This is a genomic window from Candidatus Parakkermansia intestinigallinarum (genome assembly GCF_944389695.1).
In the GTDB taxonomy this organism is placed as follows: Bacteria; Verrucomicrobiota; Verrucomicrobiia; order Verrucomicrobiales; family Akkermansiaceae; genus Akkermansia; species Akkermansia intestinigallinarum.
Genome location: NZ_CALXNG010000002.1, coordinates 22,300 through 41,454, shown reverse-complemented (window position 1 = coordinate 41,454; position 19,155 = coordinate 22,300). Strand labels below are relative to the sequence as shown.

The following is a 19,155-nucleotide window of genomic DNA, read 5'->3' as shown; positions in this document are numbered from 1 at the left end:
CTTGCGGAAACCGGGAATGGTGAAGCGGCCGTCGGCACGCCCTCAGCGGCTGTATCAGCGGCTGTAGTTGCCGGGCTCTTCGGTGATGGTCACGTCGTGCGGGTGGCTCTCCTTGAGGCCGCCCGTGGTGATGCGCACGAAGCGGGCATGCTCGCGCAACTCATCCAAATTCTTGGCGCCGAGGTAACCCATGCCCGAGCGCAGACCGCCGACGAGCTGGAAAATGACGTCGGCCAGCATGCCCTTGTAGGGGACGCGGGCCTCGACGCCCTCGGCGACGAGCTTGCCGCTGGCGTTCTGGCCATAGCGATCCGACGAGCCGGCACGCATCGCGCCCAGCGAGCCCATGCCGCGGTAGGTCTTGAAGTTGCGGCCTTGGTAGTGCACCACGGCACCGGGGCTCTCCTCACAGCCGGCGAGCATGCCGCCCATCATGATGAGGTCGGCGCCGGCAGCCAGAGCCTTCACGGCGTCGCCCGAGTAGCGGATACCGCCGTCGGCAATCACCGAAACGCCGGCCGGGCGAGCCACCTTGGCAACCTCCTGAATAGCCGAGAACTGCGGCATACCCACGCCCGAAATGATGCGCGTCGTGCAGATGGAGCCCGGGCCCACGCCGACCTTGATCGCGCTGGCGCCGGCCGCGATGAGGTCGCGGGCGCCGTCCTGCGTCACGACATTGCCCGCGACGACCGGCAGGTTGAAGCTCTCGCGCAGCTTCTCAATGACGTGAAGCACGCGCGTGGTGTGGCCGGTTGCCGCATCGATGAAGAGGGCATCGGCACCGGCCTCGACCAGAGCCTGAGCGCGGTCGTGGAACTCCGGGCCCGGCCCCACGGCTGCGCCGCAGCGCAGGCGGCCGAGCTCGTCCTTCGTCGATTCCTGGAAGGCCTCGCGCTTGCGGATATCGGTGTCGGTGATGAGGCCGGCGAGATGGCCGGAGGCATCCACCAGCGGAAGCTTCTCAATGCGGTTGCGGTAAAGGATTTTGCGAGCCTCTTCGGGCGTCGTGTTCGGGGCGCCGGTGATGAGGCGAGCCAGCGGCGTCATCACGTCAGCGACGCGCATGGTATCGAGGTCGTGACCGTCAAAGACGCGCATATCGCGCCCCGTGATGATACCCTCGAGCTTATTGTCGGCATCGACCACGGGGAAGCCCGAGAAGCCGTGCTCGAGCATGATGCTCTTGACCTGGCTGAGGCGCATATCACTGCTCACCGTGATGGGGCGGGTGATGACCGCATTTTCAAAGCGCTTGACCTTCGCCACCATAGCGGCTTGGTCGTCGATGCGGTTGTTGCGGTGAATCACGCCCAGACCGCCCTCTCGGGCCATGGCGATGGCCATGTCGGACTCCGTCACGGTGTCCATGGGGGCGGAAAGAATGGGAAGTCGCAGCGGGAATCCCGCAAGAAGCTGAGAAGAAGGATCGGCCTCGCCGGGAAGAATGGAGCTCAGGCACGGAAGCAGGAGCACGTCGTCAAATGTAAGTCCAAGCTGAATTTCTGCCATGTCGGAGCTTATAATACGCGCCCCACGATTGCAAGTCCAAATTCGCATTTTCGACCGGTTATTTTTGCGGGCGAGAGCGGTCGCGGCGTTCGAGCTTGAGACGCCCGCCGCAGCATTTTGGGCGATGGCGCTCTCATCGGTTGACGCGCTCCGCGAATTGGTGTACATTATGCTCATGAGCATTTACGCGGCACCGGCCAAGATCAATCTCTCCCTGCGCGTTCTCTCGAAACGGCCCGACGGCTACCACGAGGTCGATCTGCTGATGGCTCGTCTGGATCTGGAGGATGAGCTGGAGTTCACCCCGGCTCCCGAGCTCGAATTGGTCTGCAATGACCCCACTTTGCCCGTCGATGAAAACAACCTCGTGCTGCGCGCCGTGCGCGAGTTTGAGAAAGCCTACGGGCGCCGCGTGCACTGCCGCATCAGCCTGACGAAACGCATTCCGCACGGCGCGGGACTCGGCGGCGGCAGCAGTGATGCCGCCGCGACACTCGTCGCGCTCAATGAGATGCTCGGCACGCAGTACGACCGAGAGGAGCTGGCGGCAATGGCCGCAGCGATCGGCAGCGATGTGCCCTTCTTCATCAACCCCGTCATCAGCCGCTGCACCGGGCGCGGCGAAATCGTCACCCCCGAACCGAAGCTCGCCGACTGGCAAAGCCCCGTCGTCATCCTCAAACCCGCCTTCGGCGTCTCGACGCCCGACGCCTACAAGCGCCTGCATGATGCCCGCCGCGTCAAGGGCTTGCCCTACGGCATACAGAAGGTGCGCGGCGTGGGGCTGATGAACGATTTGGAGCGCCCGGTCTTTGCCAAATTCCCCGTTCTGGGTCTGCTCAAATCCTGGCTGATCAGCAAGCCCGGCGTGCGAGCCGCCATGATGAGCGGCTCGGGCTCAGCGCTGTTTGCGCTCACGGATACGCCGGAGCAGGCGCAGCAGATCGCCCTGCAGGCTCTCGATGAGTTCGACCCGACTCTTTTCACGTGGCAGGGAACCGTCAACCCGGCGCCTGCCCTGCCCGACGGCGAGAATGCCGAGGCGCCCGGCGAGAGCGGCACCTGCACACTCGAACGGAGCGCGTTCGAGTGTCCGCTGCCTGCGGAGGAAACCGAAATCAACGAAATCAGCAAAAACAGCGAGAACACCGCGAGCGGCGAGACCGATAAAAGGGGCGGAGCAAGCACCCCGAGAAGCAGCGACGGCGCTGAGCCCTCCACTGCGGAAGCGGGAGCGACGGCGCCCGCGCCCGCGCCGCAGACGCCGCAGCTTGCCTGCAAGCCCGCCGAGGCACCCGACGGGAACACCACGGAAGCATCGGCCATCGATGAAAAATCACCCCACCCCAAACGGCGAGGCCGCAAGCCCGAAGCCATTCGCCGAGCCCTTGCCGATGCCGCCGCCCTCGACGAAGAGGCCGCTGCCTTGCGGCGCGAGCTCGACGCGGATCTCGCGGCGCTGCACAAAGCGGGCATCGACCCCGAAGTGCGGCGCCGCGGTCGGCGCCCCACCGCCCTGAGCCTCTATCTGGAGAAACAGCAGAAACTTGCCGACCTCGAAGCCAAGCGCGACGCAGCGCAAGCCCTCGCCGATCAGCTGGAGCGAGCCCGCAGCTGAGCAGCAGGCGCCATCCGCCAACGCCGACGGCCACCCTCAGCCGCACCTTACACAGCCGCACCCCATGCAGCGAGCCTCATGCAAATGACACCCGAGACCGCCCCACCCACCGACGCCCCGCCAGCAGCCATTCCCGGCGACAGCGCCGATGACATCAATCGCCGCATCCTCGCGGTAGCCGAAGACCGCATCAACGGCTTTAGAGCCCGTCCCTTTCTCGCCATCGCCGAAGCCTGCGAACTGCCCGAGGCCCTCGTCGTCGAACGCCTCCGCGCCATGCTGGCGAGCGGCACCATTCGCCGCGTCCGCCAGACCCTGCTCTCCACCAGCTTGGCCGACGGCGCCCTCATCGCTTGGAAACTCCCCGAATCGCGGCTCGAAGCGGCCTACGCCCGCCTGCGCGATGACGACCCCTTCACCGGGCACGTCGTGCTGCGCGAATCCGAGAGCCCCGATGCCCCCGGCAGCGACTACCGCCTCTGGACCACGCTCAAGGTTCCGGCAGGCTACGGCACGGTTGAGAGCCACTGCCGCCTGCTGGCCGAGCTCATCGGTGCGGAAGACTTTGCCCCGCTGCCCGTCGTCGGCATGTTTGCGCTGGGTGTCGGGCATGTGAGACGCGCCGGACTCAAACCCGGCGACAAGCTGGACGAGCCACCGATCATGCAGCGCCCTGCCCGACCGCAGTTGAGTCGGCAGGAGTGGCAGGTTCTGCTGGCGCTCAAAGAGAGTCTCGAGCCCGACGAATTCGTCAGCGAACCGTGGATTGGCCGCGCGCAGGCCATCGGCATGGAGCCCGAGGCCTTCATCCGCACGGCCGAAGAGCTTGATCGGCGCCGCGTCATCGGCCGCTTTGCGACCTTCCTCGACCACACCGACAAACGCAACCGCCACGCCGGCGGCACGGGCGCCAGCGGACTCTTTCACTGGGCGGTGCCGGAGGGATTTGAGGAGCGAGCCGGAGCCGAATGCGGGCGCCACATCTGCATGACGCACTGCTACTGGCGCAGCGGCGGCGAGCGCTTCGGCGGAGCGCAGATCATGGGGGTGGTGCACAGCCGCAGCCGCGAGGGGGTGCTGGAGCACAAGGCCGCCATCGACGCGCACCTCGCCGCCTGCGGCATCCCCGTGCTCCACACCGCCGTCTTCTGGAGCCTGCGAGCCGAAATCCGCCCCAGCGAAATTGACCCGCGGATCTACACCCGCTGGCTTGCGGCACACGGAGGCTGAGGGCGGAGAGCGGGCGATGCCCCCCCCTCACGGCCTCGGAGGACAAAGCCCCCCCGACGCCATCGCAGACGGACGCCATCGCAGACGGACGCCACCGCACACGCGAACGCCGCCGCGCACGGACGCACGCAGCCGCGAGCGAGCACGCGCCGAAGGAGCCCGCTGCAGCGCGACACGGCGGCGAAAAGCACACCAACGCCATGGGTATAATGTGTCAGAACGGCTCTTTTGGCTTGTCGAGAGACGCCCTTTCTGATAGAACTATCCTCGTATGAACATGCTCAAGACCATGACGGCGGCTCTCGCCTTAGGCGGATCGCTGGTGCTAGGCCAAGAGGCTTACCAACCCCACCCCGATTGGGAAAACCCGCAAAACCTCAGCCGGGGACGCGAAGACTCCCGCGCCTTCTTCTACCCCTTCGCCAACAGCGATGAGGCGATGAAGGGCACGAGGGAAGACTCCTCCCTTGTCCTCTCGCTCAACGGCGAGTGGAAATTTCACTGGTCGCCCGAGCCCTCGCAACGCCCGGTGGATTTTTACAAACCCGAGACCGACGTCAGCGCTTGGAAGAGCATTGACGTGCCGAGCAACTGGCAGATGCGCGGCTACGGCACGCCCATCTACAGCAACCAGCACTACACCTTCGTGCGTGACTGGCCCCGAGTCATGACCCCGCCGCGCACCGAAGAAGAGAACAAATACACGACGCCGAAGAGCGAACCCAACGCCGTCGGCTCGTATCGCCGAGACTTCGAGCTGCCGGCCCAATGGGACGGCCGAGAGATTTTCGTCCAGTTCGACGGCGTCGACTCCTTCTTCTACCTCTTCGTCAACGGGCACAAAGTCGGCTTCTCCAAGGACAGCCGCACCGCGGCCGTCTTTGATATCACCCCCTACGTCAAGCCCGGCAACAACGTCATCGCCGCCGAGGTTTACCGCTACAGCGACGGCTCCTACCTCGAATGTCAGGACATGTGGCGCCTCTCGGGCATCTTCCGCGATGTCTTCCTCTACAGCACGCCGAAGGTGTTCGTGCGCGACTTCTTCGTGCACACGAAGTTCCCGCAGAATGACGACGGCACGAGCAACTACGGCGAAAGCACGCTCGAGGTCGAAATCGACGTCAACAACCGCTACGGCGAGGATGCTCCCTTCAGCCTCGAGGGCGAGCTGCTCCGGCTCGACGGCAGCAAGGTGGCGGATCTGAGCCCCGTGGGCGAGGCGGCCAAGCAGGTACCCCGAGACGGCGAGGTGCGCGTCACGCTCGCGGCCAAGGTGCAGCAGCCCGAGCTCTGGAGCGCCGAGAAACCGAATCTCTACCGCCTCATGCTCCGCGTCAAGAACGGGCGCGGTGAGGTGACGGAGACCCTTTCACGCAAAATCGGCTTCCGCGACGTGAAGTTGCTCAACGGGCGTTTCCTGGTCAACGGCATGCCCGTGAAGCTCAAGGGCGTCAACCGCCACGAAAGCCAGCACGCCAACGGCCACACCGTCACGAAGGAGGAGTGCCGTCAAGAGCTTCTGCTCATGAAGCGGGCCAACATCAACCACATTCGCAACTCACACTACCCGCAGCCCGCGTATTTCTACGAGCTCTGCGACGAGCTGGGCATCTACGTCTGCGATGAGGCCAACATCGAATCGCACGGCTATTATTACGGCGCCGATTCGCTCTCTCACCCCGTCGAATGGAAGGCGCAGCACGTCTGGCGCAACAAGAACATGGTCGAGCAGAGCAAAAACCATCCCTGCGTCGTCATCTGGTCCTACGGCAACGAGGCGGGCCCCGGCGCCAACTTTGAAGCCGTCCGGGACTGGATCAAGCAGCGCGACCCCTCGCGCCTGACGCAGTACGAGCGCAACAACGATTTGGCCGACCTGCACTCCAACCAGTACCCGAGCGTCAACTGGGCCCGCGAGATCGCAGCCCGCAAACTCACCAAGCCTTGGTACATCTCCGAATACGCCCACATCCTCTGCAACGCGATGGGCAACCTCGCCGACTACTGGGAGGCCATCGACTCCAGCGACTCCATCATCGGCGGCGGCATCTGGGAGTGGATTCACCAAAGCTACGACCAGGAAGTCACCCGGCCGGACGGCAGCAAAATCGTGCGCCAAAGCTACGGCGGCGATCACGGTGAATTCCCCAACGACGGCATCTTCTGCATCAAGGGCGTCATCTACAGCGACCGCACGCCCACCCCGCTCTACAGCGAGATTCGCAAGGTGCAGCAAAACGCCGCGTTCAGCTATACCGGAGAGACGGAAGACGGCACGGGCATCGTGCTGACCATCCGCAACAAACACCTCTTTACCGACTTGTCCGAGTTTGACGGCAGTTGGGAGCTCCGGGAAGAGGGCAACGGCGTTGCCGCCTCCGGCACCTTCACGATCGAAGCCGCCCCGCTGCAAAACGCCCGCCTCATCATCCCGAAGAGCCAGCTGAACATCAGCAAGCTCAAGAACGACCGCCACTACTACCTGACCATTGATTTGAGTCTTCGTCAGGACACGGCATGGGCGGAGAAGGGCTACGTCATCGCCACCGAGCAGATCCAGCTGCCCGAGGAGCTCACGCTCTTCGACGCCTCCAGCCGCATGATGGAGATGCCGAAGGACACGGCCGTGCAGGTTCGCAACCAGAACGTGCAGCTTCTCGTCATCGGGCCGACCTTCTCCGTCTGCTTCGACAAAGCGACGGGCGGCATCAAGAGCTACATCGTCAACGGGCACCAGATTCTCGGCGAAAAAGCCACCCTGCACCTCAACGCCTTCCGCGCACCGCTCGCCAACGATAAATGGGCAATGAACCAATGGCTGAGCAACGGGCTGAGCAATTTGGTGCACAAATCCAGCCCCATGCTCGTCGAGCGCCTCGACGACGGCGTGGTGCGCGTCTCCTGTGACGTGACCAGCCAAGGCACCCGCAAGGAGTCGCTCGACAGCCGCGACTACGACGCCGGACGCTTCAGCGTCAGCGACCGCGGGCCCATCACCGAAAAGGACTTCAAGTTCACCACCCGCATGGTCTACACCATCATGCCCAACGGCATCATCAGCGTGCAGGCGGGCATCCTGCCCAGCGACGACAAAATCGTGCTGCCGAAGCTCGGCTTCATCCTGCAGCTGCCCGAGCGCTTCAACAAGGTCGAGTGGCTCGGGCGCGGCCCGGGTGAAAACTACCCCGACCGCAAGAGCGGCTCGCCGATCGGCGTCTACAGTTGCAGCGTCGCCGACATGGTTGAGAATTATCCGCGCCCGATGGAGATGGGCAACCGCATGGATACGCAGTGGGTCGCCGTGACGGACGATCAGAACGTCGGCCTGCTCGTCGCCGCCTCGACGGACGAGACGATGAATTTCTCCGCCCTGCCCTACACACCGCAGGCGATCTTTGCCGCGCCGCATCCCGACGAACTGACGCCGGCACACGCGACCGTCCTGTCGATCGACGCCCTCACGCTGGGGCTCGGCGGCGCCTCCTGCGGCCCGCGCCCGCTGGATCGCGACGTCCCGCTCTCGACGCCGACCACCTTCGCCTTCTCGCTGCGCCCGCTGATGCCCGGCGACAAGCCTGCGGACGCCGGGCGCAAGGTGCTGCCGCTCACGGGTGCCGTGACGCTCTCGCGCGATGAGCTCGGCTACGTGAAGGCCAGCTGCGCCACCCGCGGTGCACGCATCCACCTCGTCATGCCCGACGGCACGGAGATGCCCTACACCGAGCCTTTCCTGCTGCGCGAAGAGGGCTACATCCGCGCATGGGCGAGCTCGTCCGACAGCCTTGATTCGGCCAGCGTGCTCCAGCACTTCGATTCTTGGAGACCCGACAACCTGCTGCGCATCGTCTCCTGCTCCAGCACCTCGGGTCGCAGCGAATCGCCGTGGAGCCTCATCGACGGCCGTCGAGACAGCTACTGGCATTCGCAGTGGCATCCGCCCTACGTGGCCCAGTACCCGCACGAAGTCGTCATTGACCTCGGTGTAACCTCCGAGCTGCGCGGCTTCACCATCACGCCGCGCCAGGCTCGCAGCTCGTCGCGCGTCCGCAAGCTGGCCTTCTACCTCTCCGACGACGGCAAGACCTGGCCGGACAAGCCCGACTGCGAGCTTGAGCTGGCCGACGGCGACAACGAGCAGTCCGTGCTCATGCCCGACTACAAGACCGCGAAGTTCGTCAAGATGCAGTGTCTGGAGCCCATGCAGGCCGGAGAGCCCTATGCGGCGGTGGCGGAGTTCACGCCCATCGTCAACCGCATCATCGGCGACTACCCGCCCCATGCGCTCTTCTCCATCCTCTACGTCAGCTCCGAACTGCCCGAGGGCGGCGCCGCCCGCAATCTGCTCGACGGCAATCCCAATACCTTCTGGCACAGCATGCGCGGCGTCACCGTCGCCAGCTACCCGCACGATATCCGCATCGACATGGGCACCGAGCGCAAGCTCAAGGGTATCACCTATCAGGGGGCTCCGATGGCCGAAGGCCGCATCAAGGAGTACGAGGTCTACGTCAGCCTCGACGGCAAGAGCTGGGGTGATCCCGTCGCACGCGGCACCTTCAACAATAACAATGAGGTGCAGCAGGCGATCTTCTTCGCCCCGGCGAATGCCCGCTACTTCCGCCTCGTCGCCCTCTCGTCGCATGACGGCGGCGACTACGGAGCCATCTCCGAGCTCGACGTCATCGAGGAGAAGTAAGGAGAGAGAGAATTCAGCTTTCCCGAGCATCTGCGGCCGGCAAGCCCCGCACGGGCTTGTCGGCTGTTTTGTTGCTCCCTCGCCAAGCCTGCCTTCGGCCCGCCCTCCGCGGGCAAGCTGAGGCGGTAGACGGAGCTTCAGCGCAGCGGAAACAGCCGCAGCGAACAAACACCCTAACAAGATCGGCACTTGGCGGGGGGCTCGCGCCCGCCGACAACGAGGGCGGGCAGCCGCGGGGCACAGCCGACAGGCACAGCGGACACCCGGCATAGCCGACCGCCGCACCACACAAAAAAACCGCCGAGACCACACCCGACAAGCATGGACTGAATACCGTTGCTACCTCTCGGTCCTGGCGGGGTTTTCCAGCCATGCCTTCGGGGGATCCCGACGGCGGAGCCATTTTGCCACAGAGCCACCGAGCGGTCAAGCAATTTCAGCGGCATCGCGGCGAATTAAGAAAGCCCGCAAGGCGCCATGGCGCATTTTTAACTTGCCAAATACGGCCTTGACGCTATCATAAAGGTGGAGTTCATGCACGGGAATTTTTCCCGGATAAACTCCCCTCGATACAGCGACCGCCGGCGCGATTGCATGACAGATCGCGCGCCGGGCGTCTCGCCCCCGCAACCACACTGAAAGACATGGCAGAACATTACACACAAGGCCGTCAGGGCATGGGTTCGCGCCGCCGTCGTTCCGGGCATCACCAAGGGCATCGCCGCCAGCGCATGCCTCGGCCCGAAGAGACACCGACCGGCAAACCCTCCCTGCTCAAACGCATTCTGTCCTTCTTCGGCATCGGTCGCAAGAAGGATGAACTGGGCGGTAAGCCCATTCGCAACAACAACAGCACCCCGAAGAAAAGCCGGCAGCCCCGTCCGCGCACGAGTCAGGGCGGCAACCCCGCTGCGACTGCCCGGACCGGGAGACGCCGAGCTGCGTCGACCCTGCCCACGCGAAACGCACGCCTCTACGTCGGCAACCTCTCCTACGAGGCTACCGAGGCGGAGCTTGAAGACCTCTTCAAGGGCTTCGGCAACGTTCGCAGCGTGGAGATTATCTACAACCCGCGCACCTACAAGAGCAAGGGCTACGCCTTCGTTGAGATGTACCAGCTCGACGACGCGCGCCGCGCAGCCGAAGTCCTGCACGGCCAGCCCTTCATGGGCCGCGAGCTCATGGTGAGCGCCGCGAGTGAAAAGACCGAGCACCCCCGCCGCGAAGACGCCGCCGAAAGCGAGCGCTCCGAAGGCGAGAGCGCCGGGAAGGGCAGCGGCGAGCACGAAGCCCCCGCCCCGTCCGATGCGGCGGCGGCCGAGGAAGCGCCGAGCGCCGCAAGCACCGAGGAGCGGAACTCCTGAGGCCGCGGAAGAGAATCACATTCAGCAACACCGAAGGGCGCCGCAGGGCGCCCTTCTTTTTTTTCGACGGCGACCCTTTTTTCCTGCTCGCCAAAACAGCGCCTTCGCGCTATACTCCAAGAGAACCATCAGGCTGACAACAGACATGGAGCAGATACTCATCATCGCCCCGAACGCGCTGAGCGACTTCGTCCCCGCCGTCGGCAGCATGCAGACCGTTGCGGCACGGCACCGCGACGCGCGCATCGAGATCCTCTGTGCACCGCCCCTGCGCCCCCTTGCCGAGCAGCTGCCGGGCATCAGCGGGCTCATCGAAGACACCGGCAAACCCTCGGCCGCCGCCGCGCTGATCCACCGCCTCGCCGCCGGCGGCTACACCCGCATCTACGACCTGCAAGGCGGCCCGCAGACGCGGCAATACCTGCGCCTGATGCGCTGGATTCTGCCTCCCGGCACGCTGATGTGGTACCGCCTGCGGGGAGCCGTCGGCGAGGCTCCCCGGCTGCTGCATCTGCAAAAACTGCGGCGCTTCGGCTGCGGCAGCATCAGCGTCTCGCCCGTCAACTTCATCCCGATGCCCGCCGATCTGAGCTTCCTGCACGGCGAGCTCGATGCGGAGCTCGCCCTGCCCGAGCGCAGCGTCCTGCTCATCCCGGGCGGAGGAACGGGCAGCGGCGCGCGCTGGCCCGTTGAACACTACGCCGCCATCGCCCGCCGCCTCGCCGAGCGCGGCATCAGCAGCCTCATCATCGGCACCAAGGCCGAGCGAGAAAGCAGCGCCGCCATCTGCAACGCCGCTCCCGGCCTCAGCCTCGATCTGAGTGCCGGCGTCCCCCTCACCGCCATTCCGTCACTGGCGCGGCAGAGCCTGTGCAGCTTGGGCCACCCCAGCGGCCTTGCCTCGCTCGTCGCCCTCAGCGGGGCGCCCTGCCTCTGGCTCACCTCGGCCATCGGGGCAGCTCCGCCGGGCGGTGCCCGCACCGAGATCCTTCGGGCAGACGCCACCCTCGATACGCTGAGCGTCGACGCCGTCTGGCGCGCCCTCGAGCCGCATTTGGCATGAGCCCCGCCGCCGATTCCCGCCCCATCCCCCACTTTCCCCCTTCCCCACCTGGCAATCCATATGTACATCAACGAGCAACTTGAAGAAATCCGCCGCAGCATCCGCGAAGCCGAAAAGCGCTCCGGCCGCCCCGAAGGCAGCGTCACCCTGCTGGCCGTCAGCAAAACCTTCCCCGTCAGCGACATCATGCAGGCCTACAACGACGGGCAGCGTCTCTTCGGCGAGAACCGTCTGCAGGAAGCTCAGCTGAAGGTTCCCGCCATGCCCGCCGACTGCCGCTGGCACATCATCGGCCCGCTGCAGCGCAACAAGGTTCGCAAGGCGCTCGAACTGGGCGTCGAGCTCATCGAAGCCGTCGACAGCCTGAAACTCGCTGCCGCCATCTCGCGCATCGCGGGCGAAATGGGGCTTGTCGCGGCCATCCTGCTGGAGGTCAACGTCGACGGCGAAGCCAGCAAGCACGGCTTCACCCCCGAACAACTCTGCGCCGAGTGGGATGAGCTCAGCGCCCTGCCCCACCTCGACATCCGCGGCCTGATGTGCATCCCCGCCCCCACGGAAAACCCCGACGACGCCCGCCCCGCCTTCCGCCGCCTGCGCGACCTCGCCGAGCAGCTGCGCGCGCGCGGCCCCTTGCCCCTGCCCGAGCTCTCCATGGGCATGAGCCACGACTTCGCCGTCGCCGTGGAAGAAGGCTCCACCATCGTCCGTGTCGGTTCGGCCATCTTCGGCAAGCGAGACTACAGCGGGTCAGCCGCCGGACAGACCCGCTGAACCGAACTCAACCGAGCCAACTCGGCCTAGCAGAGCTGAGCCAATCCGAACCAACTCAGCCGAGCTGAGCCAAAGCGAACCGAGCGGAACCGAACCAAGTCGCCCCCTCCCGCGTCGAGCCGCGGCCACGGCTCGGGTGCAGCGCCGCCGCCCCCCGGACGAGGAAGGCGGTTCGCCTGCGGCCGGAGCGCCCGTGCAAGCGCGGCAGGCGGCACGTCAGAACGTCAGCACGTCAGAACGTCAGAACGTCAGCTCGCGCCGCGTCGGCTTAGCCGAAGCGCTCAGCCGCAACTCTCAAAGAAACCGCCGCCGAGCAGGCGCTCGCCCCGCCCCGCATCGGGCGCGTAAAAAGCGCAGACCTGACCGGGAGCCAGCGCGCGCACCGGCTCATCGAACAGCAACTCCACGCGCCCTTCCCCCATCGGCAAACAGCGTGCCGCAACAGCCGGAGCCCGATAGCGCGGCTGCGCCATCACGCGCTCGGGCAGCGCCTCTATCGTATTGGCAATCGAGCCCACCACCGCGCGGCGCGCATACAGCCCCTGCGTCTCCTCACCCTCAAAGCCGAGGATGAGGCGGTTGTGCTCCAAATCCTTCCCCACCACCACATAGGCCACCCCCTCGCGGGGCGAGGCCACGTGGTGCCCCTTGCGCTGGCCCATCGTGAAGAGATGCAAACCGTCGTGGCGCCCGAGAACGCGCCCCTGCAAATCGACAATCTCGCCGGGATTATCGGGCAGATAGTGACGCAAAAAGTCGCTCATCTTCACCTGTCCGATGAAACAAATACCCTGCGAATCCTTCTTCTCGGCATTCGGCAACCCGAAGCGGCGCGCCACCTCACGCACCTGAGGCTTCGTCAGCTCGCCGACCGGGAAGACGGCGTGCGCCACCTGCTCCGGCCGCATGAGCGCGAGGAAATACGACTGATCCTTGTTGACGTCAACGCCGCGCAGCACATAACTGCCCAGCCCGGGCACATCGAGACGGCGGGCGTAATGCCCGGTTGCCACCCCGCAGAAGCCCTGTTCGAGCGCGTAATCCAGCAGCACGCCGAACTTCATCTCTCGGTTGCAGAGCACGTCGGGATTCGGCGTGCTGCCGCTGCGATAGCCCTCGAGCAAATAATTGACGATCCGAGCGCGGTACTGCTCAATCAAATCTATCACGCGGAACTCGATTCCGAGCCGACGACAGACCCCGAGCGCATCCTCAATATCGCGTTCCCAGGGGCACTCACCGGGAATATTCTCATCGTTGATCCAGTTCTTCATGTAGGCTGCGACCACCTCTTGCCCCTGCTGCACCAGCAGAGCCGCCGCCGCCGCACTATCAACCCCGCCGCTGAGAGCCACCAGAATCCGAGACATCAGCAGCCCCCCTCCTGCTTGTGCTCCGCGGCCGCGCCGCTGCGGCAGCCGCCATCCGCCGCGCACCCCGCCGCGCCGTCAAACAAACGCGACTCGCCCGCGGCGGGCGCGATAGCGCCGCATTCCTCCATATAATCCAACATACTGACAAGGGCGAAATTGATCAGAGTCGTGCGCTCCATGCCGTTCTGAGCGCACAACTCATCCAGACGCTTCAACTCCCGCGCCTCAATGCGCAGCGAAACAGTCTGCCTCTCCATGCACCGAAGTTTAGCAAACAGCCACCCGCATGGCAACCCTTTTATGACATCAACACGGCACGAGCAACACCCGCATTCCGGCGCCTCAGCAGGGGCCGACGCACGCAAAACTCACGAACCGCGCAGCGCCTTGATGCGATCACGCAACACCGCCGCCGTCTCGAAATCGAGGCGAGCCGCGGCCTCGCGCATCTCCTTCTCCAAGCGTGCGATCGCCGCCTCGCTGCCCTCGTCCTCGCAGGCGGCCAAGGCCTCCTCCTCGTCGTCGGGCGTGTAGAGGCGCAGCGCTGCCTGATCGCCGCGATTGACCGTGTGCGGCGTGATGCCGTGAGCCTCGTTGTAGGCCTGCTGGATAGCGCGGCGGCGGTCGCTCTCCTCAACCAGACGGCGAATCGAATCCGTCATCACATCGCAGAACAGCACACATTCGCCGTGCACGTGACGCGCCGCGCGCCCCGCCGTCTGCACCAAACTCGTCTCATTGCGCAAAAAGCCCTCCTTGTCCGCATCGAGAATGCAGACCAGCGACACCTCCGGCAAATCAAGCCCCTCGCGCAGCAAATTGATACCCACGAGGATATCGACGCGCCCGGCGCGCAGACGGCGCAGCGTCTCCACACGCTCAATCGCATCGACATCCGCGTGAATGTAGGCCACCTTGAGGCCGACGCGGTTGAGGTAATCCGTCAGATCCTCAGCCGTGCGCTTCGTGAGCGTCGTCACCAGCACGCGCTCGCCGGCTGCAACGCGCTCGTGGCAGAGCTCGATCGTCTTGTCGATCTGCCCGTCGAGCGGCAGCAGCGTAATCTTGGGCTCCAGCAAGCCCGTCGGGCGGATAATCTGCTCGACAATCAGCGGCGTCCCCAGCTGCTTCGGATGAAAGGCCTCCACCGGCGACGACGACGGATGCGGCGGCACGCGCAACTCGTCAAGGCGATGAAAAAACACCCCCGTAAAGCCCTCGGGCGCCTCCGTCACGGCGCGGCTCGCCTCGCGGCTCCGCGCGTGCGTGTTGCCGCGCTTCGCCTTGAGAATGGGGATGAAACGGCTGTTGCCCGCCACGCAATTCACGTATTCGAAGGGCCCGGGCGTCGCGCTCACGTAGACAATCTGCGCTTGGCGATTCATGAATTCATCGAAGCGCAGCGGGCGGTTATCGAGCGCGGACGGCAGGCGAAAGCCGTGGTCGATGAGCACCTGCTTGCGCGAGCGATCCCCCTCATACATCCCGCCGATCTGCGGCACCGTCGCGTGCGACTCGTCGATAATCGTCAGGTGGTCCGCGGGGAAATAATCCTGAAGCGTCGACGGCGTGGCCCCGGGCGCACGCCCGGCGAGATGGCGCGAGTAGTTCTCGATGCCCTTGCAGAAACCGATCTCGCTGATGAGCTCCAAGTCATAGTCCGTGCGCATCTTGAGGCGCTGCGCCTCGATGAGCTTATTCTGACGCTCAAACCAGGCCACGCGCTGCTCCAGCTCGGCGCGAATCGAGCGAATGGCCGCCGCGCGCTTCTCGGGTGCCGACACATACTGCTTGACCGGGAAGAAAATGTAGCCCGGCAACTTCTCGCGCACCCGCCCCGTAACCGCATCAATCAGAGAAACCGCCTCGATCTCATCGCCGAACAACTCGATGCGAACCGCCTCGCCGTCGCTCTGCGCGGGGTAAACCTCGACCACATCGCCGCGCACGCGAAAACGCCCGCGCTGAAAATCGTAGTCGTCGCGCTCGAAGAGCAACTCCGTCAGGCAGGCCAGCAGGGCATCGCGGTTCATCTCCTGCCCGACCTCGACGGAAAGCGTCAGGTTGCGGTAATCCTCCGGCGAACCGAGGCCGTAAATGCACGAAACACTGGCCACGACAATGACGTCGCGGCGCAGCAGCAGGGAGCGCATGGCGTTGAGGCAGAGGCGGTCGATCTCCTCGTTGATCGCGCTGTCCTTCTCGATGTACGTGTCCGTGCTGGCGATGTAGGCCTCGGGCTGGTAATAATCGAAATACGAGACGAAGTACTCGACGGCGTTGTCGGGGAAAAAGGCTTTGAGCTCCGAATACAGCTGAGCGGCCAGCGTCTTGTTGTGCGAGAGCACGAGCACGGGGCGATCCTGAGCCGCAATGATGTTGGCCATCGTGAAGGTCTTGCCGCTGCCCGTCACGCCGAGCAGGCATTGATGCTTGTTGCCGGCATCGAGAGACTTGAGCAGCTTGGCAATGGCCTGCTGCTGGTCGCCCGAGGGCTTGTAATCGGTGGCGAGTCGAAAGAGGGACATGGCGGAACTTGCGGATTGACAGCGAGCGGATTCTCTGGCATGATGTCTCGGCATCATGTTCATACCCACCCAGCAGGAACGATACAGCAAAGCCGCGAAAATTACACTGCTTCTTTGTGTCATGATTCCGTCGGCCGTCGTCGCTTGGCTGGCGGGCATCCGCCAGGCTTTCGTTCTGATGTTCGCCTTCATGCTGCCGATTGCCATGCCGCTGGACTGGCTGGGCTTCAACCACACCGCCGCCCTCATCATCGCCGCCGTCATCGAAGGCACGGGCTACATCGCCTTGGTGCGAGCCAAAAAGCTCACGCCCAAGACGAAGTTGACCATCGCCATCACGTGGGGCATGGCCTTCGCGCTGCTGCTGAAGCTCTTTCACCTCTACGCCGTCTGGCGGCAAGTCACGGGGCTGTCCTGAGGCTCCCGCAGCACCCGCTCGCAACACCCTTCTCCTCCGCCCCCTTTCACCCGAACCCGCCTGCGCCCCATGTTGACTGAGATGATGAGCACCCCGACGGCCATCCCCGAGGCATGGAGCCTCTCGCTGATCGACTACACCAACCTCGTGCGCCTGACGCACCCTTGGTTTCTGCCGCTGGCCTTCGCGCTCATCGGCGCCTGCCTCGGCTCCTTCCTCAACGTCGTCATCTACCGCCTGCCGCGGGGCATCCGGCTCGGCAAACCGTCACGCTCCTTCTGCCCGACCTGCGGGGCGCTCATCCCTTGGTATCTGAACCTGCCCGTCGTCGGCTGGCTGCTGCTGCGGGGGCGCAGCGCCTGCTGCCACCAACCCATCAGCCCGCGCTACCTCATCGTCGAGCTGCTCACGGCCGGGCTGTTTGCCGCCGTCAGCCTGAGCTTCTCGGACATGCTCACGCTGGCTCTGGTAGCTCTCTGGGTAGCGGCGATGATCGCCGTTTTCTTCATCGATCTGGAGACGATGACCGTGCTGCGCCGCCTCACCCTGAGCGCGACACTGGCGGCTCTGCTCGCCGCCGCGACCGATCCGTGGCTGCTGCGCAACCCGCTGACGCAGGGGCCCACGGGGCTGCTCTACGCGCTCGTCTCGGCGCTCATCGGCTACCTGCTCTTCAAACTCATCGCCTTGTTGGGCATGCTGCTCTTCGGCATGCGGCGCAAGGACTATGCGATGCCTGTCGCGTGGTCGCTGTCTCAGTCGGCCGACGGCGAGGACATCGAGCTGAACATTCACGGCGAGAGTCTGATGCTCAGCACTCTGCTCAACGACATCGGCGACCGCGTGCTGCTGCGCGGCGCCTGCCTCAAGCTCAGCGGCGCCTCGGCGCAGGAGGGGCGGCTCGAGCTGCGGGCCGACGCCCTCCTGCTGCCCGACGGCACGCGCATCGAGCTCGAAGCGCACGAGCGGCTCGAGGGCAGCTGCCGCGGCTATGCCCTGCGCCGCAGCGCTATGGGCAGCGGCGACGCTTGGATCGCCATGGCCATCGGTGCGCTGGTCGGGTGGGACGGCGTCGTCATGGCGCTGACGCTCGGCTCGCTGCTGGGCATCATCGCCGCCATCGCCTCGCGCCACGGCTTCGGGCGCCCCATGCCCTTCGGCCCCTTCCTCATCACGGCGGCGATGCTGTGGTGGTTTTTCGGCGACAAACTTCTGCTGCTCCAGGGCTGAGGTTTTGCGGCTCCGGGGCTGGGGTGAGGGGGAGCGGGCGGGCTTGCCGACGCGTCTTGCTCAAGGCCGCGTTCCCGCCGTCGCCCCGCACGGGTGCAGCGCGCCTGAGGCGGCCGTGTTTTCGGGCACCGAGCGCGGTTTCATGGCGCAGTTTACCCTTGAGGACGAGGCGCGACTGTGGTAGAAGAAGGCCATGCCGCAACCCGCGCCCGACCAGGAGAACCGAGCAGCCCGAGCCAAGAGCAGGCGCAAACGCCTGCTGCTCATTCTGCTGTTGCTCATACTCACCCTCGGCACCGCCCTGTGGGCCATCGACACGCTGCTGGCCTACACCCTCTGCCGCGGCGGGCGCTGGGAGGGTCCGGCAAGCGACCACTTCGACGGCGAGCGCTTTTTTAATCTCGAGGCGACCCGAACTTTCGGCTCAAGCTCGGGCATCAAGTGGCTTCTGGGCGCGGGCGAGCGCGGTCATTACCCGACCGTCGCAGCCAATGAGCACCGCCCCGAGCTCGCGCCCGAGGTCGACGGAGCCGACTGGGAGTGCACCATGATCAACCACGCTACGGTGCTCATCCGCATGGGCGGGCTCAACATTCTGACGGATCCGGTCTGGAGCAATGAAGTGAGCCCCGTTGCGGGCATCGGCCCGTCGCGGCACCGCCCCGCGGGTATCGCATGGGACGAGCTGCCGCGCATCGATGTCTGCCTGCTCTCGCACGATCACTATGATCACTTTGACGTGGACACGCTGCGGCGCCTGCAGCAGCGCGACAAGCCTCTCTTCATCGTACCGCTGGGCATGCGCGCGCTGCTTGAGTATCACATCGGCGAGGCGCGCATTGCCGAACGCGATTGGTGGCAGACGGTGCAGCTCAAGGATCTGGCCGTCACGCTCACGCCCGCGCATCACTGGAGCAACCGCTACCGAGGGTCGCGCAACCGCAATCGCTCGCTTTGGTGCGGTTTCTGGATAGAGAAAAAAGCCGGGCCGGCGGTCTATTTTGCGGGGGATACGGCCATGACCCGCGCCTTCGGCGATATCCGACAGCGCCTCGGCCGGGCGGATCTGGCCATCATCCCCATCGGCGCGTACAAGCCCGACTGGCTGCGCTCGCACCACATCAGCCCGGACGAAGCGCTGCAAGCCTTCCGCACGCTCGGAGCGCGGGAAGCTCTCGGCTGCCACTTCGGCACTTGGCAGCTCGGCTATGAGGGCTACAATGAGACGCTGCAGGATCTCGCCGCGGCCCGCGGCAAATACGGCATCAGCGCCGACCGATTCCGCGCCGCGGAAAACGGACGGAGCTACCGGGGACGCGCGGCGAGGCGGCGAAAATAACATACGT

13 protein-coding genes and 1 other RNA gene are annotated in these 19,155 nt (G+C 65.1%); 9 read left to right on the top strand and 5 right to left on the bottom strand.

Annotation, left to right across the window (positions count from 1 at the left end; all coding sequences use genetic code 11):
- Positions 1–54 precede the first annotated feature (54 nt).
- The gene (gene guaB / locus AC6UAL_RS00800; protein ID WP_500681450.1) at positions 55–1,512 is read right to left on the bottom strand and encodes an IMP dehydrogenase; all 1,458 of its coding nucleotides are present in this window, start codon (positions 1,510–1,512) and stop codon (positions 55–57) included.
- Between the two features lie 175 nt (positions 1,513–1,687).
- Here guaB and ispE point away from each other — a divergent pair, with 175 nt between their 5' ends.
- The 3 genes from ispE to AC6UAL_RS00785 all read left to right on the top strand — a co-directional run bounded on the left by ispE (position 1,688) and on the right by AC6UAL_RS00785 (position 9,059).
- Complete coding sequence (gene ispE, locus AC6UAL_RS00795) at positions 1,688–3,130, top strand: 4-(cytidine 5'-diphospho)-2-C-methyl-D-erythritol kinase (RefSeq protein WP_500681449.1); 1,443 nt, start codon at positions 1,688–1,690, stop codon at positions 3,128–3,130.
- A gap of 78 nt (positions 3,131–3,208) precedes the next feature.
- Positions 3,209–4,360: an Lrp/AsnC family transcriptional regulator gene (locus tag AC6UAL_RS00790; RefSeq protein ID WP_500681448.1), complete on the top strand. Its 1,152-nt coding sequence runs from the start codon at positions 3,209–3,211 to the stop codon at positions 4,358–4,360.
- Positions 4,361–4,631: 271 nt separating this feature from the next.
- Positions 4,632–9,059, top strand: a complete 4,428-nt coding sequence (locus tag AC6UAL_RS00785) for a glycoside hydrolase family 2 TIM barrel-domain containing protein (RefSeq protein WP_500681447.1) — start codon at positions 4,632–4,634, stop codon at positions 9,057–9,059.
- A 296-nt stretch (positions 9,060–9,355) separates the two neighbouring features.
- On the opposite strand, the gene ffs is transcribed toward AC6UAL_RS00785, so the two are convergent.
- Positions 9,356–9,451: signal recognition particle sRNA small type (gene ffs, locus AC6UAL_RS00780), an RNA gene on the bottom strand.
- A 252-nt stretch (positions 9,452–9,703) separates the two neighbouring features.
- Between ffs and AC6UAL_RS00775 the strand changes: the two genes are divergently transcribed.
- From AC6UAL_RS00775 to AC6UAL_RS00765, 3 genes are all read left to right on the top strand, one after another.
- Positions 9,704–10,423 (top strand): RNA recognition motif domain-containing protein, encoded by a 720-nt coding sequence (locus AC6UAL_RS00775; protein WP_500681446.1) that lies wholly within the window; start codon positions 9,704–9,706, stop codon positions 10,421–10,423.
- Between the two features lie 145 nt (positions 10,424–10,568).
- Entirely contained in the window at positions 10,569–11,486 is a 918-nt protein-coding gene (locus AC6UAL_RS00770) for a glycosyltransferase family 9 protein (RefSeq protein WP_500681445.1), read from the top strand.
- A gap of 60 nt (positions 11,487–11,546) precedes the next feature.
- On the top strand, positions 11,547–12,260 hold the full coding sequence (locus AC6UAL_RS00765) for a YggS family pyridoxal phosphate-dependent enzyme (RefSeq protein WP_500681444.1): 714 nt from the start codon (positions 11,547–11,549) through the stop codon (positions 12,258–12,260).
- A gap of 281 nt (positions 12,261–12,541) precedes the next feature.
- On the opposite strand, the gene mnmA is transcribed toward AC6UAL_RS00765, so the two are convergent.
- From mnmA to AC6UAL_RS00750, 3 genes are all read right to left on the bottom strand, one after another.
- On the bottom strand, positions 12,542–13,630 hold the full coding sequence (gene mnmA, locus AC6UAL_RS00760) for a tRNA 2-thiouridine(34) synthase MnmA (RefSeq protein WP_500681443.1): 1,089 nt from the start codon (positions 13,628–13,630) through the stop codon (positions 12,542–12,544).
- Positions 13,630–13,890: a hypothetical protein gene (locus tag AC6UAL_RS00755; RefSeq protein WP_500681442.1), complete on the bottom strand. Its 261-nt coding sequence runs from the start codon at positions 13,888–13,890 to the stop codon at positions 13,630–13,632. The genes mnmA and AC6UAL_RS00755 overlap by 1 nt, the downstream gene beginning before the upstream one ends.
- 111 nt (positions 13,891–14,001) lie before the next feature.
- Positions 14,002–16,161, bottom strand: a complete 2,160-nt coding sequence (locus tag AC6UAL_RS00750; protein ID WP_500681441.1) for an excinuclease ABC subunit UvrB — start codon at positions 16,159–16,161, stop codon at positions 14,002–14,004.
- A gap of 55 nt (positions 16,162–16,216) precedes the next feature.
- Between AC6UAL_RS00750 and AC6UAL_RS00745 the strand changes: the two genes are divergently transcribed.
- From AC6UAL_RS00745 to AC6UAL_RS00735, 3 genes are all read left to right on the top strand, one after another.
- Positions 16,217–16,579, top strand: a complete 363-nt coding sequence (locus AC6UAL_RS00745) for a hypothetical protein (RefSeq protein ID WP_500681440.1) — start codon at positions 16,217–16,219, stop codon at positions 16,577–16,579.
- A 69-nt stretch (positions 16,580–16,648) separates the two neighbouring features.
- On the top strand, positions 16,649–17,809 hold the full coding sequence (locus AC6UAL_RS00740; protein ID WP_500681439.1) for a prepilin peptidase: 1,161 nt from the start codon (positions 16,649–16,651) through the stop codon (positions 17,807–17,809).
- 193 nt (positions 17,810–18,002) lie between these two features.
- The gene (locus AC6UAL_RS00735) at positions 18,003–19,148 is read left to right on the top strand and encodes an MBL fold metallo-hydrolase (RefSeq protein WP_500681438.1); all 1,146 of its coding nucleotides are present in this window, start codon (positions 18,003–18,005) and stop codon (positions 19,146–19,148) included.
- The last annotated feature ends 7 nt before the right edge of the window (positions 19,149–19,155 follow it).